At 56.8% G+C, this 26,728-nt stretch carries 25 protein-coding genes; 19 read left to right on the top strand and 6 right to left on the bottom strand.

Annotation, left to right across the window (positions count from 1 at the left end; genetic code table 11):
• Nucleotides 1-107 precede the first annotated feature (107 nt).
• The 19 genes from tsaE (at nt 108) to EYB53_RS15515 (ending at nt 20,593) form a co-directional block, all read left to right on the top strand.
• Nucleotides 108-629, top strand: coding sequence for a tRNA (adenosine(37)-N6)-threonylcarbamoyltransferase complex ATPase subunit type 1 TsaE (gene tsaE, locus EYB53_RS15605; RefSeq protein WP_135479357.1), 522 nt, complete (start codon nt 108-110; stop codon nt 627-629).
• Between the two features lie 44 nt (nt 630-673).
• Complete coding sequence (tsaB, locus tag EYB53_RS15600) at nt 674-1,339, top strand: tRNA (adenosine(37)-N6)-threonylcarbamoyltransferase complex dimerization subunit type 1 TsaB (RefSeq protein WP_135479356.1); 666 nt, start codon at nt 674-676, stop codon at nt 1,337-1,339.
• A gap of 9 nt (nt 1,340-1,348) precedes the next feature.
• Complete coding sequence (locus EYB53_RS15595; protein WP_135479355.1) at nt 1,349-2,062, top strand: FHA domain-containing protein; 714 nt, start codon at nt 1,349-1,351, stop codon at nt 2,060-2,062.
• 76 nt (nt 2,063-2,138) lie between these two features.
• Nucleotides 2,139-2,588 carry an FHA domain-containing protein gene (locus EYB53_RS15590; protein ID WP_135479354.1) on the top strand — a complete coding sequence of 150 codons (450 nt, stop codon included), beginning with the start codon at nt 2,139-2,141 and terminating at the stop codon, nt 2,586-2,588.
• 204 nt (nt 2,589-2,792) lie between these two features.
• A complete protein-coding gene (locus EYB53_RS15585; protein ID WP_097655200.1) occupies nt 2,793-3,149 on the top strand; it encodes an NADH-quinone oxidoreductase subunit A in 357 nt (118 codons plus the stop codon).
• Between the two features lie 57 nt (nt 3,150-3,206).
• Nucleotides 3,207-4,007 (top strand): NADH-quinone oxidoreductase subunit B, encoded by an 801-nt coding sequence (locus tag EYB53_RS15580; protein ID WP_135479353.1) that lies wholly within the window; start codon nt 3,207-3,209, stop codon nt 4,005-4,007.
• Nucleotides 3,994-4,515: an NADH-quinone oxidoreductase subunit C gene (locus EYB53_RS15575; RefSeq protein WP_135479352.1), complete on the top strand. Its 522-nt coding sequence runs from the start codon at nt 3,994-3,996 to the stop codon at nt 4,513-4,515. Before EYB53_RS15580 ends, EYB53_RS15575 begins: the two co-directional genes overlap by 14 nt.
• A 45-nt stretch (nt 4,516-4,560) precedes the next feature.
• Nucleotides 4,561-5,670 (top strand): NADH-quinone oxidoreductase subunit D, encoded by a 1,110-nt coding sequence (locus EYB53_RS15570; protein ID WP_135479351.1) that lies wholly within the window; start codon nt 4,561-4,563, stop codon nt 5,668-5,670.
• Between the two features lie 37 nt (nt 5,671-5,707).
• Entirely contained in the window at nt 5,708-6,868 is a 1,161-nt protein-coding gene (locus tag EYB53_RS15565; protein ID WP_135479350.1) for a 4Fe-4S dicluster domain-containing protein, read from the top strand.
• A gap of 2 nt (nt 6,869-6,870) precedes the next feature.
• A complete protein-coding gene (locus tag EYB53_RS15560; protein WP_097655205.1) occupies nt 6,871-7,158 on the top strand; it encodes a hypothetical protein in 288 nt (95 codons plus the stop codon).
• 29 nt (nt 7,159-7,187) lie between these two features.
• The gene (nuoH, locus tag EYB53_RS15555) at nt 7,188-8,522 is read left to right on the top strand and encodes an NADH-quinone oxidoreductase subunit NuoH (protein WP_135479349.1); all 1,335 of its coding nucleotides are present in this window, start codon (nt 7,188-7,190) and stop codon (nt 8,520-8,522) included.
• Nucleotides 8,523-8,534: 12 nt separating this feature from the next.
• Entirely contained in the window at nt 8,535-9,200 is a 666-nt protein-coding gene (locus tag EYB53_RS15550) for an NADH-quinone oxidoreductase subunit J family protein (protein WP_135479348.1), read from the top strand.
• Nucleotides 9,197-9,514, top strand: a complete 318-nt coding sequence (gene nuoK, locus EYB53_RS15545; RefSeq protein WP_097655208.1) for an NADH-quinone oxidoreductase subunit NuoK — start codon at nt 9,197-9,199, stop codon at nt 9,512-9,514. Before EYB53_RS15550 ends, nuoK begins: the two co-directional genes overlap by 4 nt.
• Before the next feature lie 10 nt (nt 9,515-9,524).
• The gene (locus EYB53_RS15540) at nt 9,525-11,783 is read left to right on the top strand and encodes an NADH-quinone oxidoreductase subunit 5 family protein (protein WP_135479347.1); all 2,259 of its coding nucleotides are present in this window, start codon (nt 9,525-9,527) and stop codon (nt 11,781-11,783) included.
• A 63-nt stretch (nt 11,784-11,846) separates the two neighbouring features.
• Nucleotides 11,847-13,517: a complex I subunit 4 family protein gene (locus EYB53_RS15535; protein WP_135479346.1), complete on the top strand. Its 1,671-nt coding sequence runs from the start codon at nt 11,847-11,849 to the stop codon at nt 13,515-13,517.
• 43 nt (nt 13,518-13,560) lie between these two features.
• Nucleotides 13,561-15,069 carry a complex I subunit 4 family protein gene (locus tag EYB53_RS15530; RefSeq protein ID WP_135479345.1) on the top strand — a complete coding sequence of 503 codons (1,509 nt, stop codon included), beginning with the start codon at nt 13,561-13,563 and terminating at the stop codon, nt 15,067-15,069.
• A gap of 3 nt (nt 15,070-15,072) precedes the next feature.
• Nucleotides 15,073-16,686 (top strand): NADH-quinone oxidoreductase subunit N, encoded by a 1,614-nt coding sequence (locus EYB53_RS15525; protein WP_135479344.1) that lies wholly within the window; start codon nt 15,073-15,075, stop codon nt 16,684-16,686.
• 5 nt (nt 16,687-16,691) lie between these two features.
• Nucleotides 16,692-19,877 carry a response regulator gene (locus tag EYB53_RS25645; protein ID WP_135479343.1) on the top strand — a complete coding sequence of 1,062 codons (3,186 nt, stop codon included), beginning with the start codon at nt 16,692-16,694 and terminating at the stop codon, nt 19,875-19,877.
• Nucleotides 19,878-20,119: 242 nt separating this feature from the next.
• A complete protein-coding gene (locus EYB53_RS15515) occupies nt 20,120-20,593 on the top strand; it encodes a response regulator (protein WP_135479342.1) in 474 nt (157 codons plus the stop codon).
• 60 nt (nt 20,594-20,653) lie between these two features.
• Here the strand turns inward: EYB53_RS15515 and trxB are convergent, their stop codons facing one another.
• The 6 genes from trxB to EYB53_RS15485 form a co-directional block, all read right to left on the bottom strand.
• The gene (trxB, locus tag EYB53_RS15510; protein ID WP_135479341.1) at nt 20,654-21,619 is read right to left on the bottom strand and encodes a thioredoxin-disulfide reductase; all 966 of its coding nucleotides are present in this window, start codon (nt 21,617-21,619) and stop codon (nt 20,654-20,656) included.
• Between the two features lie 142 nt (nt 21,620-21,761).
• Entirely contained in the window at nt 21,762-22,946 is a 1,185-nt protein-coding gene (locus EYB53_RS15505) for a DUF58 domain-containing protein (RefSeq protein WP_135479340.1), read from the bottom strand.
• 13 nt (nt 22,947-22,959) lie between these two features.
• Complete coding sequence (locus tag EYB53_RS15500; protein ID WP_135479339.1) at nt 22,960-24,546, bottom strand: ATP-binding protein; 1,587 nt, start codon at nt 24,544-24,546, stop codon at nt 22,960-22,962.
• 110 nt (nt 24,547-24,656) lie between these two features.
• Nucleotides 24,657-25,403, bottom strand: a complete 747-nt coding sequence (locus EYB53_RS15495; protein WP_254151093.1) for an SCO1664 family protein — start codon at nt 25,401-25,403, stop codon at nt 24,657-24,659.
• Nucleotides 25,404-25,413: 10 nt separating this feature from the next.
• Nucleotides 25,414-25,947: a DUF3090 family protein gene (locus EYB53_RS15490; protein WP_135479338.1), complete on the bottom strand. Its 534-nt coding sequence runs from the start codon at nt 25,945-25,947 to the stop codon at nt 25,414-25,416.
• Nucleotides 25,940-26,620, bottom strand: a complete 681-nt coding sequence (locus EYB53_RS15485) for an MSMEG_4193 family putative phosphomutase (protein WP_135479359.1) — start codon at nt 26,618-26,620, stop codon at nt 25,940-25,942. Before EYB53_RS15485 ends, EYB53_RS15490 begins: the two co-directional genes overlap by 8 nt.
• Nucleotides 26,621-26,728: the final 108 nt, after the last annotated feature.

Here is a 26,728-nt window from a genome sequence, read left to right as displayed (position 1 = left end):
GCGGCCGCCATCGACCGCCTCTTGTTCCGGGCCTGACTTTGCATCAGCCCTGCTGCTAAAGACGCCAGGCGAGCAATCAAGGTCGCTTTCGTGCTACAATAGTGCCAATGAGCGATCATCGTCTTTCGGCTATCCAGGCCGCTAATCAGGTTGATTTTATTAGTCATAGCCCGGCGCAAACCGAACGTGTTGGTCTGCGCCTTGGTGAATTACTCCTGCCCGGCGATCTTTTGCTCTTGCTCGGGACGTTTGGTGTAGGCAAAACCCAACTGGTGCGCGGCGTTGCCCGTGGCCTTGGCTCAGATGATCTGGTCACGAGTCCGAGTTTTGTCCTGGTGAATCAGTACCGCGCCAGTCCGCGCTTTGCCAGTCTGCCGATCTATCACGTTGATCTCTATCGGATCGCTGAAACCGCTGAATTGGCGACGCTTGGCCTCGATGAACTCTGGTCCGGTGAGGGCGTCTGCTTGATTGAATGGCCTGAACCCGCCGCGCCCACCCTCCCCGAGACCTACCTGGCGATCTTTTTGCAACATCTCAGTGAGACAAAACGCCAGATTAGGATGGCTCCGTTTGGCAAACGCTATGTTGAACTGCTCAATGCTTTTAAAGAAACAACGTTTAGTTAGACCATGCTGTGCTGGATCTGCTTCCGCGCAGCGCTGATGCACCTATGCTCTTAGCTCTTGATACCTCAACTGCCCTGACAGGCCTCGCTCTCTATGATGAGCGTGGTGTTCGTGCCGAGTGTGTCTGGGAGTCGGGACGTAATCATACGGCCCAGTTGTTGCCCCAGTTGGATCTGCTCCTCCGCCACGCAGGGGTGAACCCCTCTGCCCTGTCGGTGATCGCGGTTGCCCTTGGCCCCGGTAGCTGGAGCGGGCTGCGCGTCGGGTTGAGCCTCGCGAAAGGTTTTGTGCTCGCTCGTTCGTTGCCTTTGATCGGGCTCGGTACCCTCGATCTGCTGGCCTATCAGTATGCCTATTTTGCTTTGCCAACCTGTCCTCTGATCCGCCTTGGGCGCGACCGTTTTGCGACGGCACGCTTTGTGCCTGATGCCAGCGGTTCACTGCGCCAGGAACCTGATACCAACCGCTCATTGGCTGAGCTCTGCGCTCAGGTTCAAGGCCCGACTCTCTTCTGTGGCGATCTTGATGCTGCGAGTGTGGCGTTTCTTCGCCAGACTCTTGGTGATGATGCCTGGCTCGTCGAACCGGCGGCGGCCCTCCGCCGTCCGGGCTATCTCGCCGAACTTGCCTGGCAACGCCATCTGGCCGGTGCCTATGACGATCCGCTTACCCTTGAACCTTTCTATCTCGGTGAACCTGTCAGAGCCTAGGATCATGCGATGTCGGCACTCAGTCGCTTTGAACAGTTTATGGAGCAGATGGTCGAGGGTTCGGTGGCTCGCCTTTTTGGGAGTCCTGTCCAGCCGGTGGAGATTGCCCGCCGCCTTGAACGCGCTATGGAGAGTCAGCAAACGATCAGTGTCAGCCGTGTGATTGTGCCGAGCTTTTATAAAGCCTATCTCCATCCCCAGGATTTTGGCGCTTTTCAGCCCGTTCAGGCACAACTCGAACAAGAGATGGCAAGCTATTTGAGTGAACTGGCCCAGGAACGTAATTTTGCGATGCTTGAACATCCCAGGGTGCTGCTCGCTGAGGATCAGGCTGTCCCCCGCCGCAGTATTCAGGTGGTCGCCGAAATGGCAACCAGTCAAAGTGCCGAGACGACCCAGATTATCAGCGGGGTTGGGCCCGCAGGCCAGCGCCGTACCCACGCGCTGCTCTTGCTTCAGTCGCCGCATGGCCCTCAACCAATCGAAATCCAGAGTACCGGTGTCTCGCTTGGTCGTGGCCTGGATAATGATATTATCCTTGAAGATGCCCGGGTTTCACGCCATCATGTGCAACTGCGCTATCGTCAGCGCCGGTTCTGGCTTCTTGATCTCGAGAGTACAAATGGTACTTTTGTTAATGGCGAACGTATTGCTGAAAAAGAACTACGTGATGGCGATGTCATTTCGCTTGGCGGGCTTGAATTGACCTTCCGTGATGCCTGAGTTTGCTGTTCTATCAGGGTTGCTTTCAAGCGGAATGTGTGCGCTATTGCTTATCTGAGGTTGTCCTCCACCCGCTATGTTTGATCTTGCGAATATCTCAATCAGTGTGATCATATTTCTGTTACGCTTTGCTGTGGTCTTCCTGCTCTATCTTTTTCTGTGGCAGGTTGTCCGTGTGGTTACCCGCGATTTGCAGGTGCGCACGACGGTTGGCTCGTTGCCCCCCTCACGCTATGGCTATCTGGTGGTGAGTAGTTCGAGTCAGCCGGGGGTGCCCGTGGGCAAGAGCTTTCCCCTGAGCCCGACGACCATTATAGGTCGTAGCACTGATGCGCATATCTCGCTCAACGACACCTTTCTTTCCAGTGAGCACGCTCGCCTGATCCTTCAGGGTGATGTCTGGTCGCTCGAAGATCTGAGTAGTACCAATGGTACCTTCCTCAATGGCCTCGAAGTCCGCGCTGCAACTGAACTCCATTCGGGTGATGTGGTACGGGTGGGCCGCATTGAATTAAAGCTCGCTTAAGCCTACAACGAAACTCGTGAGGAATTGCGATATGTGTAATTTGAATATCAATATCATTCCAGAAAAATATAAAAGCGACTATCGTACCTCCAGGGCATTCTAATGCGATAGATCGCCGCAGGTCTCCATTGCGGCCCAATGACAATCTGTGCTATACTTGCCCTAGTTTTCACCGGAGAGGGCAATACCAGGGGGGAGGCGGCCGTGCTTGCTAACTATGCCTTCATCGGATTGTTTTTTATCGCAGCGGTGACTTTTCCTCTCGCACCACTGGTGCTTGCATTTCTGCTCCGTCCAAAACGTCCAACCCCGATTAAACAGGCTACCTATGAGTGTGGCCTTGAGGCAATTGGCGATATTCGCGTCCAGTTCAAGGTGCAATATTACCTCTATGCCCTTGCCTTCGTGATCTTCGATATCGAGGTTGTCTTCCTTTACCCCTGGGCGGTGGCCTTCAACCAGATGGGTCTCTATGGCTTTCTGGTGGCAACCGTCTTTTTGTTGATGCTCTTTGCTGGTCTGGTCTATGAGTGGCGCAAAGGCGCTCTTGAGTGGATCTAACATTGGGTTCGCGCTTCGGCACTCTGCCGGGTGATGCCCCTGGAAATCGTTTTCCCTATGACCAATGAGCACGAGTTGCAACTCGATCTTGAGCGACAGGGTGTCTTTTTGTCTACGGTGAACCGCTTCTATAATTGGGGGCGGCGTTCGTCGATCTGGCCTATGGCGTTTGGGTTGGCCTGCTGCGCGATCGAGATGATGGCCTTTGGGCTGAGTCGCTATGATGTGGCACGTTTTGGGGCCGAGTTGTTTCGTGCTTCCCCCCGTCAGGCCGATTTGATGATTGTCGCCGGGACGGTCACCAAGAAGATGGCTCCGCAGGTGGTGCGCCTCTATAACCAGATGGCCGAGCCGCGGTATGTCATTTCGATGGGGGCCTGCGCAACCTCGGGCGGGCCGTTCCGCGATGGCTATAATGTCTTGCGCGGGATTGATTTGCTCGTCCCTGTTGATGTCTATGTGCCAGGATGCCCACCCCGCCCCGAGGCCCTGCTCCACGCGTTGATCACCCTGCAGGATCAGATTGATCGCCAGAAACTCGGGCGTGTGCGTTGGTATGGCGAAGGTGCCAAGCCCCAGACGACCGATTTTCCTGTGCCCACCTTTGGCGCTCAGGGCCTCGAGATCGATGGTCGCCTTGTTGACCCCGTTGGTGGCTTGCCCCTGGTGAGTGCGTATACCGCGCCTGAGTTTGGTGAAATGAAGAGTGGCCGCCTTGAGCATCCCGAGATTGTGCGCCATTTTCCGATTATGGATCCCACGGTGGAATTGGAACATCCGCTCAAGGCGCGTGGTATGGCCCCCGAAATCGCCGCCGATGACCTGAAACGTGGTGAGGTGGGCAATGCCGAGGCTTGATGCTGCAGATTTGCGTGAGCGTATGGCCCGCGATCTCCCCGGTGCTGTGCTCGAAGCAGTTCCGTTGCAGGTTGCTGCTGCTCCAACCCACGGGCCTCAACCTGGTGCTTTCCTGACCAGTGATACGCTCGTTGCGCCCAGCAGATTGGTCGAGGCAGCCTGTTATCTCCGCGATCTGCTCGGGTATGCCTATCTCTCTGATATCGCAGTGGTTGATTACCTCGCCGATGATCTCTTTGAACTCGTCTATCGCTTTTACCATGTCGAAGGCGGCGAGGGCCTGACTATCAAGGTGCGTATTCCCCGCGACCATCCCGAGGTGCCTTCGTTGACCCCCGCTTGGCCCGGGGCGAATTTCCACGAACGTGAGGCGTTTGATCTCTACGGCATTGTCTTTGTCGGCCATCCCTTCTTGCGACGTATCTATATGTGGGATGAATTCGAGGGCTTTCCGATGCGGAAAGATTTTCCGAAACAGGGTGATAAGTATATCGGTGCCGATGAGTAACCCCTGGTTGGGCGCTGATGGCCGATCTCCAAGCAAAGAACTGCTATGCTCAAGACCGAAGAACTCCAGATTAATATTGGGCCGCAACATCCCTCGACCCACGGGGTCTTCCGTATGATCGTTACCGTTGATGGTGAGACGATTACGGATCTGAAGCCGGTATTTGGTTATTTGCATCGCAATCACGAGCAGATCGCTGAACAAAATACCTATCTTCAGAATATGCCCTATACCGATCGCCTTGATTATTTTAATTCAATGGCAAATAATCAAGCCTATGCGATGGCAATTGAGAAAATGGTTGGCATTGAGGTGCCTGAACGCGCCGAGTATCTGCGGGTGATGATGGTTGAGTTGACCCGTATTCTTAATCACGCCGGTGCGCTCGGTTTTCTGATTAATGATATGGGCATGTGGCAGACCCAGCTCGCCTTTGGGATGCGTGAGCGCGAGAAGATCCTCGATCTCTTTGAGTCGGCCTCGGGGGCTCGCTTGATGTGCAACTATTTCCGCTTTGGGGGCGTCGTGCGCGATCTTCCGCCCGATTTTATCCCGCGCTTGAAGGAGTTGCTGCAGGCGATGCCTGCGTTTGTTGATGAACTTGAACGCCTTTTGCGTGAAAATGAGATCCTGATGCAACGCGCCGAGGGGATCGGTATCCTTCCCCGTGACCTCGCGCTTGCCTATAGCGTCTCGGGTCCTGTCCTCCGTGGTTCGGGTATTCCCTATGATGTGCGCAAGGCCGAACCCTATAGCGTCTATGATCGTTTTGATTTTGATGTACCCGTTGGTACCGTCGGCGATGTCTATGACCGCTTTCTCGTTCGTATCGAAGAGATGCGCCAGAGCCGACGCATTCTTGAACAGGTGCTCGAACAGTTACCCGATGCCCAGGGCGGTCATATTAATCCCAAAGCCCGCCAGAATGTGCGCCCCCCCGTTGGCGATGTCTATGCCCGGATCGAGTCGCCCAAGGGTGAGCTCGGGTTTTATCTGGTTAGCGATGGCAGTGGCAAGCCCTATCGTTATAAGGTGCGTGCCCCGTCTTTTATCAATTTGACCCCCCTCGGTGATATGTGTCGGGGGTACAAGGTTGCTGATGTGGTCGTCATTCTCGGTAGCATTGATATTGTGATGGGTGAAGTCGATCGGTAGGGTGTTGCTGCGCCTGACCACTGGAAAGCGATAGTTCATGACCATTACGATCCAACGTGGCGAGGTTGTTGAGGTTGCGCGTGGTTCGCAACGCCGCCGCGCTGTGCCCGGTATGGGTCTGCTCGATAGCCTTGGGGTTGTCTGGAAACACTGGCGTGAGTCGTTTCGCCAGAATCGCGATTTTAGCGATATTCACGGGACGTTTACCGAGCAGTATCCCGATGAACGCCCCAACTTGCCCGAGGCGTATCGCAATATGCCGATTTTGCTCTTTGATGATGAGACCGGGCACGAGTTCTGTACCTCGTGTTTCCAGTGTCAGCGTATCTGTCCGCCTCAGGTCATTCATATGACCCAGGCGAAAGATACGACGACCGGCAAGGCAGTTCCATCCGTCGCTGAGTTCATCATCGAGTATGATGCCTGTATGAGTTGCGGATTCTGCGCTGAAGTCTGTCCGTTTGATGCAATCAAAATGGATCATCATTTTGAGTTGTCAACGTCTGACCATGCCAGTCTGACGGTGCATAAGCAGGAACTCAATCGTCCGGTTAGTTATTATCAAAGCATTGCGCCAACGCTTTGGGAAGAGGCGAAGGCCGGGGCGTACAAGAAACTCCAGGGCAATATCAAGCGCCGCCCCGATGTGATTGGCATTGCGCCGCACCTCGTTGACCGTATCGCTGCTCGCCGGGCTGAACTCGCGGCGGCCGCTGCGGCTGCGCCGCCCCCGCCACCGACAGCCCCTGCTGCGCCTCCTGCTGCCGCCCCGCCCGCCGAGGCCCGTAAGCTGACCCCTGAAGAGAAAGCGGCCAAGCTCGCGGCGATCAAGGCGGCCAATACTGCCAAACAGTCAGGCGCAACTCCCGCTGAAACCCCGCCCGCCGCTGCCGAACTCTCTCCCGCCGAGGCGAAGGCGGCCAAACTCGCGGCGATCCGCGCCGCGAATACCGCCAAACAGGCTGGCACGGTCCCCGCCGCTGAAGTGCCGCCCGCCCCGGTTGATGAGAAAGCGGCGAAACTGGCGGCGATCCGCGCCGCGAATGCCGCGAAACAGGCTGGCACTGCCCCCGCCGCTGAAGTGCCGCCCGCCGAGCCCGCCCCGGTTGATGAGAAAGCGGCGAAACTGGCGGCGATCCGCGCTGCGAATGCCGCCAAGAAAGCTGCTGCTGAGGATAATGAGACCGAGAGGAATTAGGTATGGAGCGTGGCTGGTTCAATCTGCCCTTCGTAGTCTGGGCTATGATGTGCCTAGCTGTCGCCCTGCTCTATGTGTTCATCTGGCCCCGCGACCGGGTTGCTGATGCTGCGCCACTACGCTTCTTCTTAGTGCGCTGGAGCCACAGCTTGGCCTGGGTGTTGCTTTCCGCAATGTGCTTGATGAAAGCCACCGGCAATGCAACCCTTGCAGGCTGGGGCAATGTGGTTGGTCTGCTGGCCTTGCCAGTTTACCTGGCCTTCTTGATGGCGAGCTTTGTTTTGCGCTAGTCCTGTGAACGGATGCGAAGGAGCCCCGGATGTACGACATCCTTGATGGTCTGATTAATAGCACCCTTGGATTTGGCTGGCCTTCGTGGCTCATCAGCCTGATTGGCTATGTGCTGGTGGCAACGCTGCTCTTTGCCGTCGCTCCCTTCCAGATGCTCTTTTTTACCTATTACGAGCGTCGGGCGATCGCACGTATGCAGGATCGCATAGGTCCCAACCGTGTTGGCCCAGAGGGGATCTTTCAGCCGATCGCCGATGGCGTCAAGATGTTCACGAAAGAGGATATTGTTCCCGATGCCGCCGACAAGCGAGTGCATCTGCTGGCCCCGATTGTGGTCGTGGCCCCCACGATGTTTATGTTTGCTGTGCTGCCCTGGGGGCCGGGCATGGTGCCGGTTGATCTTAATACGGGCCTGCTCTTCTTCTTTGCGATCTCCTCGATCAGTGCCGTGGGCTTGATGATGGCCGGCTGGGCTTCTAATAACAAGTTCGCCTTGCTCGGCGCAATGCGTGCCGTTGCCCAGATGGTGAGTTATGAAATCCCCGCCGTCTTGAGCCTCCTGGCGATTGTAATGATGACCGGCACACTCTCGGTGGTGAGCCTGATCAATGCGCAGGGTGGCCTCTTTATTAGTACCAACGATGTAGCTGGCGTTCCAGATCTGGGCCTCGGCTGGTTGATCTTTACCCCGGTGGGTCTGCTTGCCTTCATGTGCTTTTTCATTGCGGCGCTGGCCGAAGGCGAGCGTACGCCGTTTGATATTCCCGAAGCTGATTCAGAGATCGTCGCTGGCTATATGACTGAGTATAGTGGGATGAAGTTCGGGCTCTTTTATCTGGCGCAGTACATCCTGAATTTCCTGCTCTGTGCGATTGCGGCGGTCATCTTTTTTGGTGGCTGGCAAGGCCCCGGCGTTGGGTGGCTCTATGGCATGGCAATTTCGCCCACCAACCCTGATGGAAGCTGGATCTTCAATCTGCTGGCTGGGGTGCTCGGGGTCTTCTATTTCTTGGCCAAGACCTATTTCTTCTTCTTTGTGATGATCTGGATCCGTGGGGCCTATCCGCGCTTGCGGGTTGATCAGTTGATGGACTTTGGGTGGAAGTTTTTGATCCCGCTCACCCTCGTCAATGTCTTCAGTGCGGCGATTTGGGTTGCCGTCACGAGTTGGGGTGTGGCCGATGGCTTTGGTCTGGTGGAGGGTTGGTCGCCCATGCTGCGCTGGGGGGTGGCGTTTGTTACCACGCTTGTGCTCAATGGCGCTGCATACGTGATCGTCGCCCGCATATATAATAGTGCCCAGGCCGCACGTAATCGCTTTGATGTTGATGAACTGCGCGAGAGCCTTGCGCTACCGCGGTAAGATGTAGGCTCTATGAATACGCTCATTCAGCTAATCTTCGGACTCCTGGCGGCCTTGATCGTCGGCTCGGCGGTGATGGTCGTTTCAGTACGCAATGTTATCCATGCGGCGCTCTGGTTGATCGCCTGCTTTTTTGGCGTTGGGGCGCTCTATCTCTTGCTTGAGGCCGAGTTTATTGCTGTTGCGCAGGTGCTTGTGTATGTTGGTGCGATCTCGATCCTGATTCTCTTTGCGATTATGCTGACCCGCGAGAGTGAAGGCGCACGCTATATGGTGAGTGGGTGGCGCCTCGTGGTGACGGCGCTTGTGTGCGTGGCCCTCTTTGGTGCGGTGCTGGTGCCGACGATCTTTACCCATACCTGGAATGTGCCGCCGCCCGCTGTTGCAACCCCTGGTAGCCCTGCCCCGCCCGAGGTGCTGGCGGGGGTTGAAGACCTGGGCCGGGGCTTTGTCTTTTCGTATATGCTTCAATTTCAGGTGGCCGGCGTCTTGTTGACGGTCGCCCTGATTGGGGCGATTGTGATTGCCTTTGAAGAGCGCGCTCGCCGCCGTCGGGTCTTGACCCTGGCTGAAGAGCATGAAGTGCGTAAACGGCAGAAGCCCGCTCGCCCACCTGCGACTGGTGAGCGGGCACCGTCACCCCAGGCGGCCCCGATGTCTGATGGAGAGCAAGGATGACGAACGCAATTCCGCTTGAAGCTGTCTTGATGGTTGCGGCAGCGCTCTTTTGCATTGGCCTCTTTGGTGCCCTCGCCCGGCGCAATATGGTCAGTGTGTTGATGGGCGTCGAGTTGATGCTTAATGCGGTCAATATCAATCTCGTGGCCTTCTGGCGTTACCTTGAGCCGGGCTTTGTGGTTGGGCAGACCTTTGCGATTTTCATTATTACGGTGGCCGCCGCCGAGGCTGCCGTTGGCCTGGCGATGATCATTGCGATCTATCGTACCTGGCTCACCTCGAATGTGGATAATGTCGCGTCAATGAAGGGGTGACGGCACCGCAATGGCTTTTTTTCTCCAGTATGCATGGCTTATTCCGGCCCTCCCGCTTCTGGGATGTGTTCTGATTACCTTCACGCCGTTGCGCCAGAGCAAGGTGGCAAGTGGCTGGACGACGATTGGCCTGATGGCCCTGGCGACGCTGCTGGCCGTTGGGTTGCTCGCTGCCTCAGCCCAGGGGTTTGCCTTGCGCGACGGTCAACTGGTGACGCTTGAGTTGGCCGGCCATGGCGAAGCAGATGCCCACGGTGAAGCTACGACCCACAGTGAGAAGAGCAAAGAAGCGTTTGCCTTCCCCGAGCCCAATGTGGTGCAACGGTTTGTCTGGGCACCCACTGGTACCACCAGTTTTGCGATGGGGATCTATGTTGATACCCCGGTTGCTGCCTTGCTCGCGATGGTGACGATCACCTCGGCCTGCATCCACCTCTTCTCGCTGGGCTATATGGCGAGCAATGCCCGTCAGAGTCGCTTCTTTAGTTTTATTTCGCTCTTTACGGCCGCTATGCTGCTGATGGCAATGGCCGATAACCTCTTGCTCTTTTTTATGGCCTGGGAGGTGATGGGCCTCTGTTCCTATCTCTTGATCGGGTTCCTCTATGAGCGCCCGCAGGCCTATCGGGCCGCGATCAAGGCCTTTATTGTTACCCGCATTGGCGATGTGCTGATGCTGCTCGGCCTCGTCTATCTCTATACTCAGGCAGGGAGCCTCGCATTCGGTACGGCTCCGGGCGAGATCTTTAACCCCGAGTTCCTGGCCCGCATTGGTAGTGAGACAAGCGCAGTTGGCCTGAGCCACGCAACGGGCATTGCCTTGCTCATCTTTTGTGGGACGGTCGGCAAGTCGGCGCAGTTTCCGTTGCACGTTTGGTTGCCTGATGCGATGGAGGGGCCGACACCCGTGTCGGCGCTGATCCACGCGGCGACGATGGTCTCGGCAGGTGTCTTTTTGCTCGCTCGTACTTTCCCGATCTTCGAGGCCGACAATGGCACGGCGCTGGCGGTGGTTGCTTTTATCGGGGCCTTCACCGCGCTCTTTGCGGCGACAATTGCGGTTGCGCAGTATGATATCAAGCGCATCCTCGCCTATAGCACGCTGTCGCAGCTTGGTTTTATGGTGGCCGTCATTGGCATTGGCGGCTGGGTCGCCGGGATGTTCCACCTGCTTGCCCACGCCTTCTTCAAAGCCCTGCTCTTCCTTGGCTCGGGCTCGATCATCCACGGGATGGAGGCGACTCCCCGGATTGCGGATCTGCACCACAAAGATGAGTACGCGGCTCAGCAAACAGCCCAGGATATTCGCAATATGGGTGGCTTGCGCACACGGATGCCCTGGACGTTCTGGACCTACACGCTCGGCTTCCTGGCGCTGGCCGGGGTGGTGCCGTTCGCCGGCTTCTGGAGCAAAGATGAGATCCTGGCCGATGCGTTCAAGGGTGGTCACTGGGTGGTCTTTACCGTCCTGGCAGTGGCTGCGTTCCTGACGGCGTTTTATATGACGCGCCAGTGGCGGCTCGTCTTCTTTGGTGCATTTCGCGGTGAACAACCAGTGGTCTATGTCAACCCTGAACGTCGTTCCGGGCATCACAAAGCCAGCCACGCCCACCATGACGACGAGCATGGTCACAACGAACATCATGCCAATACGGGGGCGCATTGGCACGAAGATCCGTTGATGATTGCGCCACTGGTCATCCTGGCGAGTTTTGCCGCCCTGGGTGGCCTCTTCAACCTGCCCTTCAGCATTCCTGGCGGCCACTGGCTCAACGATCTCTGGGGGCAAGAGCCAGCGAGTTTTAGTCTGCTTGTTGCCGGGATCTCGTTGCTCATTGCTTTTGGCGGCATCGCGGCAGGCTGGACACTCTATGGGACCGCCTTTAAGACGGCGCAAGAACGCGACCCGCTTGATGTGCGTGCGCCTGGGGTTTTTGGCTTGCTGAACGAGAAATATCGGGTCGATGAGTTCTATCAGGCGAGCATCGTGCGTTTTACGGCCCTGCTTGCCCTCGCCTGGGCGTGGCTTGACAAAGCTATTCTCGATGGCATCATCAATGGCATTGGGCGCGTGACCCTCTTTGTCGGGCGACTCAATTTCATTGTTGACGACACGGTGCTCAATGATGGCCCTGATGCGGTCGCTGATGGCACCGTCGCAACTGGCAAACGCGCCCGTCGGCTGCAAACTGGTAAGGCGCAGGACTATATCGTCTATGTCTTTGGCGGGGCCGTTATCCTGGCCCTGGTCTATCTCTACGTGCTTTGATGAGCGGCCTGATGATCTGAGGAGTGCATGCGCTCACCGGGTTGTCGTGTCACAGGTGGTTTCATGTCTTTGCCATCGTATCTTATCCCTTCGCCCGACGGCATGCCGTGGCTAACGCTGCTGCTGCTGTCGCCGCTCCTCGGCATTGCCCTCGTCGGCCTGGCGGGCTGGCTTCGCATGGATGATCGGTTGGTGCGCATCGGGGCCACCGCCTGGATGGGTGTGCCCCTGGCTCTGGCGATGGTTGTCTGGGCCCTTTTTGAGCCTGATGCGGCGGCGGCGGGGCAGGGTGCCGTGCAACTGGTCGAGAAGATGCCGTGGATCAGGGCGGTGCGCGTTGACTATTTCCTTGGGGTGGATGGGTTGAGTATGGCCCTGGTGCTGCTGACGGTGGTGATGGCCCCCGTGGCGGGCATGGCCTCGATGGGGGTCACCGATCGGGTCAAGGCCCATTATGCGCTGCTTTTGTTGCTCGAAGCGGCGATGCTTGGGTATTTCCTGGCGCTCGATTTCTTCTTCTTCTTCATTTTCTGGGAATTCAGCCTCGTCCCGGCCTTTTTCCTGATCCAGAACTGGGGACGTGACAATCGGCGCTATGCGGCCTTTAAGTTCTTTATCTATACGATGGCTGGTTCGCTCGGGATGTTGTTGCTCTTCCAGGTGATCTATCTGGCGATGCGCTACGCCGGGTTGCCGACCTTTAATCTGGTTGATCTTGGCCGCATTGGTCAGGGTCTGCCGGTTGAGGGTGTCACAGGGACGTTGCGCGAGATTATTTTTGCCTATATGGATCATCTTGGGGTCGCCAATGTGCTCGGGCGCTACCCGTTGCTCTATACCAGCATTGCCTTCTGGGCGATCTTCATTGCGTTTGCGATCAAGCTTGCCGTCTGGCCCTTCCATACTTGGCTGCCCGATGCGTATACTGAAGCCCCAATTGCGGGGAGTATTCTGCTTAGTGCGGTGATGAGCAAGATGGGTGCCTATGGCATGCTGCGCATTATGCTGCCGCTGGTGCCCGATGCCAGCCAGTATTTTGCCCCGGTGATGGGTGGGTTGGCGCTGATTGGCATTGTGGCTGGTGCGTTTGGGGCGCTGGCGAATACCGGGGGTGATATCAAACGCCTGATTGCCTATACCTCGATCAACCATATGGGCTATGTGATGCTGGCCATTGCCGCCGCTGCGGCGATGCCTGGTATGGCGAGCCTTGATAGCCGGGCGATTGCCCTTAATGGCGCAGTCATGCAGATGGTCGCCCACGGGCTCAGCACAGGTGCCCTCTTTTATCTGGCCGGCCTGCTCTATCTGCGCAGTGGAAGCTGGAGCCTCAGTGATTTTGGGGGGCTGCGCGTCGTTGCGCCTGCCTTTGCCGGCGTGATGGGTACGGCGATGTTTGCCAACCTGGGCCTGCCTGGTCTGGCTGGTTTTGTTGGCGAATTCTTTATCTTCCGGGGGGCCTGGGCGACGCTCCCGCTCTTTACCGGCCTGGCCGTCATTGGCCTGATTGTCACTGCGTTGGCATTGTTGCTCATGTTCCAGCGCATCTTCCTTGGTTCACTCAACGATCGCTGGGATCGCCTGGCCGACCTGCGCCCCGGCGAGATGGGTGTGCTCTTGCCTTTGCTCGCTATCTTGCTGGTGCTTGGGGTCTATCCTGCCCCCATTATGGAACTGGGCAATGTAGCTGTCACGGAACTGGTGGCGATCTTTCAACAGGTGTTGCATACCTAAGGTGACGGCGGGGTCTGTTGCCATCAAGAGATGAAAGAAGCATATGGGACTCTTCACGCTCGCAACTGATATTCCCTGGCTAAGCCTGATCTGGCTGAGTATGGCCGTGCCAGTCGTGATCATTGCCCTCATTCCTCATCAGCAAAAGGAGGCCATGCGCTGGGTGGGGGCAGTTTTTGCGTTTACCTCGCTGGTGCTCTCGTTGCTCGTCTTTCTGGCCTATGAGCCGGGGCGGGCAGGATTTCAGTTTGTCGAGCGTCTTGCTTGGATGCCCCAGCTTGGCATCAGTTACCAGCTTGGTGTTGATGGCATCAGTCTGCCAATGATCTTGCTCAATGGCATTGTGATCTCTACCGGTGCCCTGATGAGTTGGAATATTGATACGCGGGTCAAAGAGTACTGGGTGTTGCTGCTGCTGCTCACGACCGGCGTCTATGGCGTTTTTGTCTCGCTCGATCTCTTTCTCTTCTTTGTCTTCTATGAACTCGCTGTCTTGCCAATGTACCTGCTGATCGGCATCTGGGGCAGTACGCGCAAAGAGTATGGCGCGATGAAGTTGACCCTCTTTTTGATGGCTGGCAGCGCCCTGGTAATCATTGGCATGCTGGCGCTCTATTTTGGTTCAGGGTTGCGCACGTTTGATATGATCGTGCTGGCAGAGAATGTGACCCTGGCCGGTGATGTGCAGCGCATCTTCTTCCCGATGCTCTTTCTCGGCTTTGCGGTGCTGGCCGGTATGTTCCCGTTTCATACCTGGAGCCCGACGGGGCACGTGGCGGCCCCAACGGCTGTCAGTATGCACGCCGGCGTGTTGATGAAGCTTGGCTCGTATGGCTGTCTGCGGGCCGCGATGTGGTTGATGCCCGCCGGGGCCAATACCTGGTTGCCCGTCGTGGCTGGCCTCGCTCTGCTCAATGTGGTCTATGGGGCGACGATTGCGATGGCGCAGCGCGATGCCAAGTATATCATTGGCTATTCGTCGGTGAGCCATATGGGCCTCGTGATGCTGGCCCTCGCGGCAGGAACGCAACTCGCCTTGATGGGGGCTGTGTTGCAGATGTTTGCCCACGGGGTGATGACGGCGCTCTTCTTCTCGGTGGTGGGCCGGATGATCTACGAGCGCGCCCACACCCGTCAGTTGCCCGAACTGGGCGGCCTCTACAAAGTGATGCCCTTTGCGACGATTATGTTCATCATCGCTGGCCTCTCGTCGATGGGCATGCCAGGGTTGGCCGGTTTCTGGGCCGAATTCATCATCTTCCTGGGTGTCTGGGAGCGTTATCCACTTGTGGCGGTGATCGCCGTGCTCTCGATTCCCATCACCGGAGCCTATATTCTGCGGGCGGTCTGGGCGGTCTTCTTCGATGAAGTCAAAAATCCTGAACTGCTCAAACTGTCGAAACTGACCTGGCAAGAGTATACCGGGGCAACGATCCTGGTCTTGATCCTGATTGGCGTCGGGCTCTATCCGGCGATCCTGACCGAACTAATTGATGTCGGGGTGCGGCCGATTGTGGCCCAGTTGGAGGGGATTACCCTCGCGGGGAGATAAGACGTGTTTCAGATTACTGATATCCCGCGGCTGTTGCCCGAGATTCTCTTGCTGGTGCTGGCGCTGCTGGTGCTCGGCTCAGATATTTTTGAGAAATGGGGCCGTACGCCAGAGGCCCAGCTTGAACGGGTACGCTCGTCAGCGTCGCTCACTGCGATTGGTCTGGGCTTGATCTTTGTCATTGCCCTCGTGCAGAGTGGTTATATCCCCTTTACCGTCATCCCCGAGACCGCAGCACCAAACTTTTTTACCAACATTGTGCGCAACCTGCAGGCGGGTGGGCCAGTCGGTGAGCCGATCACCGGTGCGTTTGCGACGGATCATCTGACGATGATCAGTCGTCTGACCCTGATCGGGGCTGCCCTGCTGACGAGTCTGCTCTGTCTGGACTATCGGCCCACGACGCATCCCGCCGAGTTTTATGCGCTGATCCTCTTTGCGACCCTGGGCATGTGTTTGATGGCCGGGGCGACCGAACTGATTATCGCCTACCTGGCGATTGAATTGACCAGCATACCGCTGTATATTCTGGCCGGCTACTTCCGCAACGACATGCGTTCGTCGGAAGCGGGCATGAAATATTTTCTCTTTGGTGCGCTCTCGTCGGGCATTCTGCTCTATGGAATGAGTCTGACCTATGGCTTTGCGGCCAGTGCGCTGGCAGGCAATAGCCTGGGCAACAATCTGACCGAATTTGCCCAGATTGCTTCGCTAGCCCGCATCGCCGACAATCAGGGCATCTTGACGCTGGGCATGATCTTTATGATTGCCGGCCTTGGCTACAAACTTGCCGTTGTGCCCTTCCACGGCTGGTCGCCCGATGTCTATCAGGGTGCGCCGACGCCCATCACGGCCTTTGTCTCGACGGCTTCGAAGATGGCTGGTTTCATTCTGCTTTTGCGCTTGCTCACGACCGCCTTCCCTGGCTTGACCGGAACGGCAGTCTGGGGTGAATTGAGTGGCTGGACAAGTGCGTTGGCGCTGCTGGCCGTGTTGACCTTGATTGTTGGTAACCTGGCGGCCTTGCCGCAGACCAACGCCAAGCGGCTGCTTGCCTGGTCGAGTGTGGCCCAGGCGGGCTTTGTGTTGCTGGCGTTTGTCGCCTGGGCAGCCCCGCAGACCTTTGACCGTGACCAGGGCACGGTCGCCCTGCTCTACTACCTGATCGTGTATACCCTGACCAACCTGGGAGCATTCGGGGCGCTGGCGGCGGTCAGTATGGCCGTTGGTGGCGATGAGATTGCCGATCTGAACGGATTGGCGCGGCGCAACCTTGGGTTGGCCGTCTTGATGGCAATCTGCGTCCTCTCGCTCGCTGGCATTCCGCCGCTGGCGGGCTTCTTCGCCAAATTCTATGTCTTTATGGTGGGTTGGCAGTCTGGTGCCGAGTGGCTCGTTGTGATCGCGGTCTTGACCACGGTCATCAGTCTCTACTACTACCTGCGGTTGCTCAAAGCCATGTTTATGGAAGCGCCAGCCGCTGAGACCCCTGTAGAGGCGCCGCCCGGGATCACTGCCGCCGTCGTGATTGCCGCCGCTGGTCTGATCATCCTTGGTCTCTTCCCGAACATCATTCTGGGCGTGCTCAGTCAAGTACAGACAGTGGCCGGGTTCTAAATGTAGTGCAATTCTATCTGACGCCAAACGGGCTTGTCTATCTCAACCAGATTCTGCTCACGACCCTCATCAGTGGCTATCTGGTTGTCACGGCATTGCGCTCGGGGCGTCGCTATACCTGGCTGCTGGCGAGCTTTTTCGTTGCCATCACCATCTTTCTCGGCTCGCGCTGGTTTGAAGTCAGTGTCATGCCAACCCCACGCTTCTATAGCGTAGTGTTGCAGAATAGTTTGCTTGGCATTGCCCTCATCTTCTTGTTGCAGTTTGCCTATCATTTCCCCTCGCTTCCCCCGCGCTGGCGCATCGAAGCGCTGGTTGTCCTTGCCCTTAGCATCATCTATACCTTCATCGAAGCCGACTTTGCCGTGGAGCGTTTCTGGAACCTTGCGCAAGGCACTGTCTGGTATCGCAGTGAGCAACTGGATTATCTGTTGGTGGGAATCTTCTTGTGGGTGCCGCTGGTTCTTGTGCGCCAGCTGTACCTGCTCGTGCCACCCCCTAGCGACAGAGGATGCTTGCGCTGGTTTGTTCCCCTTGTGAACCCTACCAATCTTGAAGCGCATGCGGTACGTAACTTTACGGTCATCTTCTTTTTGCTAGCGTTCATCAATCTTCCTACCATTTTGCTGCACAATCCAACGTTCTTCGCGACGGTGGCGCATGCCGTTGTATCGCTCGGGATTCTCTTGATCATCTTTGCGTTTAGCATTAGTTATCTCAATGCGCAACCCGAGACCACATCGTTTGTGGTGCGGCTGACCGGGATCAGTCTGGTCACGATTATGGGGCTGCTCGGCATTGTTGGCTGGATCATGAGTGCGAATAGTCAAGCGAATTTTGAGGTTGAAATTCCCCACCAGCAAAGTCTTCGTTTTACCCCAAATGACGCAGGCGGCTATGATATCGCTCGGATCTCCTATCAGTTTGCCACCACGCGAGGCGAAGAACTTGAACTGGATCTGGATCGATTGTACGAATGTAGCCCTGCGCTTGCCTTTACCTTCCCCTTTTTTGGGCAGAACTACGAGCAGATCTATCCCTGTCGTGATGGTGTGGTGAGCTTTGGGCAACCAATCCGTGAGAATTCGTTCCAGTACCACTATGGTGCGGGTAGACCGTTGATGATGGCTCTCTTGCTCGACTTTGCCCCCTACGAAGGGCCTGGCGGTGTCTTTGCCTATCAAGCCTCGGATCGCTTGATCATTACCTGGGATCGGGTTCGCAATGCGTATCGGCCTGCCGATGAATATACCTTTCAGGCCATTTTGTATGCTAGTGGGGTCTTTGAGTTCAACTATGCGGAACGGCCCGAGGTTTTGTACTACTATCCAAATGACGCACCAGCCGCGAACCCCTGGGTGATTGGTGCGGTGCCTGGTCTGCTGCGTGGCCCCAGGCCAGAATTGGTAACGCTGGATCGTTTGCCTGTCAGCAGTGGATCAGCCGGGGTTGTCAAGGATTATCTGCTTGAATACCGCCAACAATTGCATAACTTGCTCTATCCGCTTGTGCAACTCTTCTTTGCCGCGAATCTCTTGATCATTGCCTCTTTTCCCTTCTTTTTCCGGTTTACCCTGTTGCGCCCCCTCAATGCCCTGCTGACGGGAGTCCACGCGATGGAGGAAGGCCGCTATCCTGCCAATTTGCGGGTCTACTATCAGGACGAAGTCGGCTTCCTGACGAAGGCGTTTCAGCGGCTCTCGACCGAACTTGCCAATCTGATCCAGACCCTTGAAGAACGGGTTGCCAACCGTACCGCCGAGCTTGATGCCTCTAATGCCCAGTTACGTACTGAGATGAGCAAACGTCAAGAGGCGCAGGTACAGGCGTTGCGGCACCAGCGTACGCTCGCCGTGCTCGAGGAACGGTATCGTCTGGGGCGTGAATTGCACGATAGTCTGGGGCAGGTCTTTGGGTCGATTAACTTGCAGGCTCAGGCACTCGAAGCCTTCCTGCGCAACCAGGATACCGTGGCGGCTGAGCGAGCCTGTCGCCATATCGGTGAGGCGGCCCGCCAGGGGCATACCGATGTACGTAGCTTTATCCTCGGCCTGCGTCAGTCCTCTGTCCAGGGTTTCTGGGAGATGTTGAACCATGCCCTTGACGAATTTCGGCTACGTAGCAATCTAGCGCTCACCTTGCACGCTTCTGAACCCTGGCAAGAAGCGTGGCTCTCGCCGATAGGGCAGTTGCATCTGTTACGCATTCTGCAGGAGGCGTTGAACAATGCTGAGCAGCACGCCCATGCATCACGCATTGACGTAACCTTTGAACGAAAGGGTACCTTGCTGCTTGTAACCATTCAGGACGATGGGCAGGGTTTTGTGCGGAATAGACATGCGAATCCTGACCCAGTTGCACTCATCTCAGGGCCGTCAGGATCAAGTCACTTTGGCCTAAAGACGATGGAAGAACGAGCGAGGGAGCTAGGGGGAGGGCTAGAAATTGATACTGCGCCTGGTATGGGCACGCGTATCCTGGTAACCGGTCACCTTGACCGGGTTGAAGAAGAAGTGCATGCCAGCCTGCCGCATCATCCATTGCGCGTTGTGCTTGTCGACGATCATCCGATGTTTCTGGAAGGTCTGCGGAATTTTCTCACAGCCCATGGTATGCAGGTGATTGGCATGGGCTCTGATGGCGAAGAAGCACAAGTGCTTGCACGAACTTTGCGACCTGACTTGATCGTCATGGATTTGCAGATGCCTCGTTGCGATGGTCTCGAAGCGACTCGCCGCATCACCGCCGAATGGCCCGAGGCACGCATTGTGGTCTTGACGGTCTCGGCCGAAGAAACGCTGCTCTTTGAAGCGCTGAAGGCTGGTGCCTCCGGCTATTTGCTGAAAAATATGCAAGCCGACGACCTCTTTCTGCTCCTGGCGGGTCTTGAGCAAGGTGCTCCGCCCATTGCCCCGGAACTGGCCCAGCGCATTGACGTTGAATTGGCTCGCCAGGAAGCTGACAAAGTCACTGCCGAGGCGCGCCTCAGCCCGCAGCAGCGGAACATTCTCAGCCTCGTTGGGCGAGGGCTCACCTACCGTGAAGTGGCCCAGGCAATTCACCTCAGCGAAGCGGCGATCAAGTACCATATGAAACAGATCCTCAGCCGCCTCCATCTCACGAACCGTGCCGAAGCAGTTGCCTATGCGCGGCGCAGCGGCTTGGTTGCTGAGCGTACAAAAGACGAGTAGTTTCTACGTTATAGTAGGCAGCACAAACAATCCTATTCATGTTGTACACCTCTGGGTGAATGGATATCGAATCGCAACTTATACTTTTTCTATCCTTCACTGACAGTTCTTGCGATTGCGGTATAATATACAATGGGAGGGGAAAAACTTGTCACCATGTCTTATCTGAGGCCATGTAGCCTCTGAGACAAGTGAGAGACTGGCAACGACCGCCGGTTTCTTCCAAAGCAGGAGACACCACCATGCATAAGGCCTATACTGCTATCTTTGTTGGCAAACCTGATGCTGCAGATCTCGCAATGTTACAAGATGTACGTGTTCTTGTTGACATTGAGGTGGTTGTAGACAGCGAACATGCCTATCGTTGTATCAACGATAGCAAACCCGATTACGTTCTGCTTCCCGTGACCCTCTCGGATACCAGTATCCTCAGAATATTTCATGAGTTACGCACAACTGGGCGTACGTGTGTTATTGTGATCACCGAGCAAACAATCACGGCCTTTAATGGACGAGGATATCGGTGGCGCAGGACGGCCAGCAAAACCTCAGATGGGCTTGACTCACTGCTTGCCTGGGGGAAATGGCCTGTTGCGGTGGTCTACAAACACTCGCTTCAGCCCATACGTTTCAGCGACCAGTCCGTACAAGCTGGTCTGTCAGGTAAGGTTGTGACGTTGCCGGTGGCTGTCCCCCAGGATGTAGCTGCGGATTAATACATTAGCATGGAAACTACCGACCACACCGTGTGGTCGGTAGTTTCGAGCCTGTCCTTACTATTGCGCCATGACTGGTTCCGCTTGGGCAGCTTTCTTCGCAGCGTGCTCTTGCTCTGCGAGGTACCAGGTGGCTTCCATCGCGGCACGGCATCCTTCACCAGCAGCGGTGATCGCCTGGCGATAGATATGGTCCACCACATCACCAGCAGCAAAGATGCCCGGGATGTTGGTGCGCTGTCGACCATCGGTCACAATGTAACCACCTTCGTCGAGCGTTAACAGATCGGTGAAAAGGCTTGTATTGGGCAGATGTCCAATATACGGGAAGACACCGTCCACCTCGATTTCACTCGTCTCATTAGTTTTGAGGTTACGCAGCCGTACCCCGATGACTTTGTCGTCACCGAGAATGGCATCAACGGTGCTGTCCCAAACAAACCGCACCTTCTCGTTGCCAAAGGCCCGCTCTTGCAGCACCGGGTCGGCACGCAGGCTATCGCGCCGGTGGACAATGATCAGTTCATCGACATAACGCGTAAGGAAGAGCCCCTCATCGAGGGCGCTGTTGCCACCGCCAACCACGACAACCTTCTTGCCCCGGAAGAAGAAGCCATCACACGTCGCACAATAGCTTACGCCGCGGTTGGCGAGTTCCTCTTCACCAGGAACGTGGAGTTTGCGTGGCGATGCGCCGGTCGAGATGATTAGGGTATCGGCGGTAAGCTGGTCGCCATCGTCGGTGTGCAAGACAAACGGACGCACCGAGTCATCAATCTTGGTGACCAGCGTGTCTTTGAACTGCGTGCCAAAACGGGCGGCCTGCTTCTCCATATTATCGGCCAGATCAAAGCCGCCAATGCCCTCGACAAACCCAGGATAATTCTCAACCTCCGAGGTGGTCGCAATCAACCCACCTGGCTGCAAACCACGCACAACCAGTGGCTCAAGATTTGCCCGTGCCGCATAAAGCGCTGCCGTAAGCCCGGCAGGGCCTGAACCGATGATGACAACTTTGCTATGCATATACATGACTCCTTTGTTAAATCTCTCTAAAGATACCCCCCACCCGTATACGATTATACCTCAGTATACCACATTGTGGCAAGTGATCGTTGTTGGCGGTTTTTCGCGGCTACGCCGCGAAAAACCGCCAACAACAGATAGTCTAACCCTGGCAACTCAGGGCTCCTGCAACAATCTTTACCCCTGGTACCACAGGGGCTTGCCCCGTGCCCATATAGAGCCAGGTCACCTGGTAGCCATGCGTGCGCAGGCGAAGGAGTGCGGCACGGGTGGCTTCACTGTTGACACAGCCAATCAGCAGCACGGTTGCCCCCGGTGGCAGTTCGGTCGTGCTGAGGTTGAGCAAGCGACCAATCGGCATCACCGAGTAGGTTGTCAGACGCGCCAGGGTCTCCATCATCAAGCCAAACTGGGCGGGGCTCCGTCCGGGGGGCAGGTGCGCCATATGTTCGTGTTCGGCGGGCATGCCATTGACATAGAGGCCAACGGGATCGCGGGCTTCTAGCCCGAGGCGCGCCACCGTCGCGGCCGCACTGATCATGCGCTCGACCTGTTCAGGATCAATACCTTCGTAGTAGAATTCAAAGGTGTCGAGATCGAGAAAGATGACCAGGGTTCGCGACGTTGCTGGTTCATACACGCGACTCTGGAGTTTCCCGGTACGGGCGGTTGCTGCCCAGTGGACATCTTTCAGCGGATCGGTCGGGCTATAGTCACGTACACCTATGGTGCGCAGCGGGTCACGCAACAGCGAGGGTGCGCGGAGATCGCCGAGCGGGTTGCGTGCGGGCAAGCCCAGTTCTTCGACAGGCAAGAAACGAGGATAGACGAGCAGCGGCGTAAAGACCTCAAGCGTTGCATCGCAATCATAGAGCCCAAAGGGGTCGCCGCTGCGCAGTTGCACCGGCCCGAGGCGATAGGCGCCTCGGGCACGCAGGCGGATACGGTAGCGCCAGACGATGCTTTCGTACCAGCGCAGGCTCGTGCGGCGCTGCAACAGATTGCTGCGCCCCAGGCGGCGTGGCTCTGTTCCACCTTCGATCTGCAGGTTACCCGGCAGTTCATCGTCCACCTGCAAGCTAGCGAGCGGCAAGAGTTTGCGATTCGTGACCTTGATCGTCAACGTAAGCTCATCGCCCGGAAAAACGCGGGTCTCGCTCAGATGGCGTTCATACACAACACGCACCAGCGCCCAGCGACTCCAGAGCCGGGCCAACCCGGCTGTCACGAGAAGCATGCCCGTCAAGAGGGCCAGACTCGTTTGCCCAAAGATGAGTGCGCCCAGCAAGACAAGGCCGAGCAGCGTCAACGTTGCCTGTTGAAACATCCCTTGCTCTTCGTTATTGCGGCGTCGCTTCGTCGGCTAACTTACGGCGTCCGAGTGGCAAGGTAAAGCTAAAGCGCGACCCTTTGCCAAGTTGGCTCTCGACCCAGATGCGTCCACCGTGGGCCTCGATAATAGCCCGGGTGAGAAAAAGCCCCAGCCCGGAGCCCTGGGTTTCACGACGGAGGCGCGTATCAATCCGGTAGAAACGGCGAAAGATCGCCTCTTGCTCTTCTGGGGCAATGCCGACGCCCTGGTCGCTCACATAGCAGATGGCGTGGTCGCCATCGGGCCATCCGCCAATGCGGATCATGCCCCCTTCGGGGCTATATTTGACTGCATTCGAGACCAAATTGGCGAGCACCTGACGGATGCGTTCATAATCCCCTTGGACAGGCGGCATATCCTCGGGAAACCGCAACTCGAACTCAAACTGTTCGCCGGCGGTGGGGGCAAAGCTACGCACCACATCGCTGGCAAGGATCGGCAACGGGAAATCCGCTATCTCAAGCCGTGTTCCATCGGCCATCAAACGCGAAACATCCAGGAGATCCTGGATCTGACGAGCAAGGCGGTCGGCCTCTTCCTCGATCACCGCAAGGCCATCGCGGTACTGTTGCGCACTGAAGGTAGCATCGTCGCGTCGTAGGGTTCCGGCATAGCCTTTAATAATGCTTACTGGGGTTTTCAACTCGTGTGAAATCACCGAAATGAAGGTACTCTGCAACTCTTCGTCTTGCTTCTGCGCGGTAATGTCACGGATATTGGCAATTGCCCCAAGAAACTGACCCTGACTACTGCGTTGCGGCGCATAGCGGCTCTGCACAAACAGCGACCGGCCATCACGGGTAAGCATCCGCCCTTCAACGACAGGATTTGCTGCAAAGGGCAGGCGTTGGAGCGGGCAATCGGTGAGACAGATATTGACACCTTGCCCATTTTCAATCGCGAGCACCTCGGCACAGGGGCGCCCGAGCGCCTCTTCGCGACTCCAGCCTGTCAAGGCTTCCATCGCTTTATTAAACGTCGTAATGCGCCAGCGGCTATCAATAATCATCACCCCATCAGCCGACTGCTCGATAATGGCATCGAGGCGTTGCTTCTCGCGCAGGACACTCTGATAGAGGCGCGCATTCGAGACGGCAATCGCCGCCTGGTCCGCAAAATCCTGCAGCACCTGCCGATCATCAGCCGAGAAAGCAACATTGAGCGCCGCCCGGAAGACATAGATTACCCCGACGGGCGTATCGCGGAGGGTCAGAGGCAACGCAATCATCTGGCGCAGGGTCAAACCGGTATCAGTCGCCACCTCGCGCAGCACCACGTCGCCACGGCGTCCAAGCTCAGACGGAGGCAACGTCAAGAGGCGGGCAAAAGCAGGCCATTCATTCCGTGGCAAGCCTGACGAGGCCCGGATGCGCAACTCATCACCTGTCTCTTCATCATAGAGAGCAATGAGGCCCGACGTTCCCGCCGTCATCTCGACGGCATAGCCAATCGTCAATGAGAGCACACTCAGCAGATCGAGCTGTGCTGTCATCGCCCGGCTAATCTGGAGCAGATATTCACGCTGGAGCAAACGATGATCGCTAGAATTGAGCATAATCCCTCCAGCCCCATTGCGTTGCTGGTCGCACAGGCCAGCGTAGCTGGCTTGTGCGACCAGCAACGCAAGATGGCACCCCACAGACATCCCCCGCCGGAGGCATCCTGCTACACAGGGGGCCAGGGCACGTTAGGGCCAGGGCCAGGGGCTGGAAAGACGCCAGTGGTGATCAAACGATCCAGGCGACGGTGCAGGGCGCGCATCTCACTCTTGTCGAGCAGGCTAGCAAGCACGTCAACCACATCATCCTGAGCCTCAAAGCGGCTACGCAGGCGACACAAGCCATCGAGTACATCAGGCGGCAAGGGTTCACCAACAAAATCCCAGATCACCGTGCGCAGTTTTGGCTCGACATGGAAACAGAGGCCATGGTCAATCGCCCAGAGCCGCCGATCCGAACCTTTGAGGCAGTGCCCACTCTTACGATCGGCATTATTCACCAGGCAATCGAAGGCACAGAGCCGACGGATTGTCGCGTCATAGCCACCCTCTTTAAGCATGGTGAAGAGATGCGCCTCTTCATCATTGGAGATAAAGAGTTGCAGCGTGCCCACGCCATACGGCCCATCACGCACCACGGTCGGGGGCACAAGCCCGAAGCCGAGGCCCTCAGAGACCACATAGGCAGCGGCCTCACGTTTATAGAGGGTCCCGCGTGGGAAATCCCAGAGCGGGCGCTCACCGCGTTTTGGTTTGTAGATCCCGAGTAACTCGAGACCATCGTATTGTATGGTTGCAAGCAGAGTATAGTTGCTACTATAAGGCATCGAAGCGGCAACCTCAAGCTGCCCTGAAGCAAGTGCCTCAAGCACGCGGGCAACACTAACTTCTTGTGGTTGCATCTCTTCGTCCATAGGGGGCTGCCTACTGTGTGGTCATGACGGGGCCGTGACCGTTACGTTGGGGGCAGAAATGCCCGACCGGATCGATTGGGCGCCCACAATTGCCACAAATAGGGCGTCCTGCGGCGACCACCTGGGCTGCGTGGATCGCAAGGGCGCGCATCTGGGGGCGCGATGCAGATAGCCGCGCTGTTGGGGACTCGCTCTCGTCATCGTCTTCAAGCCCTTGCGCTAGCAATATTACCAAATCCCGTTCAGCGTCATAGCCAAGGCCCATCTGCGCCACCCGGAATTCCGGTTCAAGCGGCTCTTCAAGGCTCATATCGGCCACAAAAAGATCATCCGAGGTCGTGAGGCGTGGATTTTTTTCGGCAAGCGTATCAAGCAAGCGCGAGATAGCCTCGGCCAGGGCACGCACCTGCTCCTTCTCGGCAGCCAGGGTGATCAAGCGTGCCCCACGACGGGCCTGCACATAAAAGACACGTTGTCCACGAGGGCCTACTGCCCCTGCGGTAATACGCTGTACGGCGTCCAGGTCATACGTAAATTCAGACATGCTCCTGCTCTACAGCTGGGGCTGAGTCACTGGCATCACCAGATGCCGATGGCTCAGGCGGCGGGACAGGTTTTGGTCGTAGATGTTCAAGTGAACCAGTATCATTGAGCGCAAGCAGGCGTGGCCCCATCGGCTCAAAGGCAATGGCGTTCAGAGAACAGGGATTGATGATCAGGCGCTGAAAGAGGTCAATATGTATACCAACGTAATAGGCAACTGCGAGCTTAATCAAATCAGCATGTGAACAAACGATAATCATCTCTTTGGGATGCTGCGCACGTAACCCATCAAGGGCCTGCACCATGCGCATCTGAGCCTCACCAATTGATTCACCATTGGGAAAGCGGGTACCACTAGGGTAGTACTGCACCCCCGGCCACAGCTCGTGTTTATACAATTCTTTCAGTTCGGCGCCTTGCCATTCACCATAGCGTACTTCGCCAATCCCTTCAACCAGGCGCAAGGGTAAGCCACGCGGCTGTGCCAGGGCGGTTGCGGTCTCAACGCAACGTTCAAGGGGACTGGTATAGCATGCGACAATGGGCAGATCGCCGAGTCGCTCACTCAGGGCAACGGCCTGGCGTTTTCCCTCTTCATTCAAATGCACCCCGGGCGTCCAGCCCGCCAGCCGACCATGCACCCAATCATTGGTGCCGTGCCGGATCAGCAGCATCAAGGTCACATCCTGCTCCTTGGTCTTGGTGATTCTTCATGTGTATGATACCACAAACCAGAGGGCAACGTCCTCTGGTTTTTTGAGGGGCTTGCGGCCCCCAAGCAA

This window comes from Candidatus Chloroploca mongolica, from assembly GCF_004762035.2.
In the GTDB taxonomy this organism is placed as follows: Bacteria; Chloroflexota; Chloroflexia; order Chloroflexales; family Chloroflexaceae; genus Chloroploca; species Chloroploca mongolica.
Note: the sequence above shows the minus strand (reverse complement) of the source record. Positions and strands in the feature narration are given on the sequence as shown.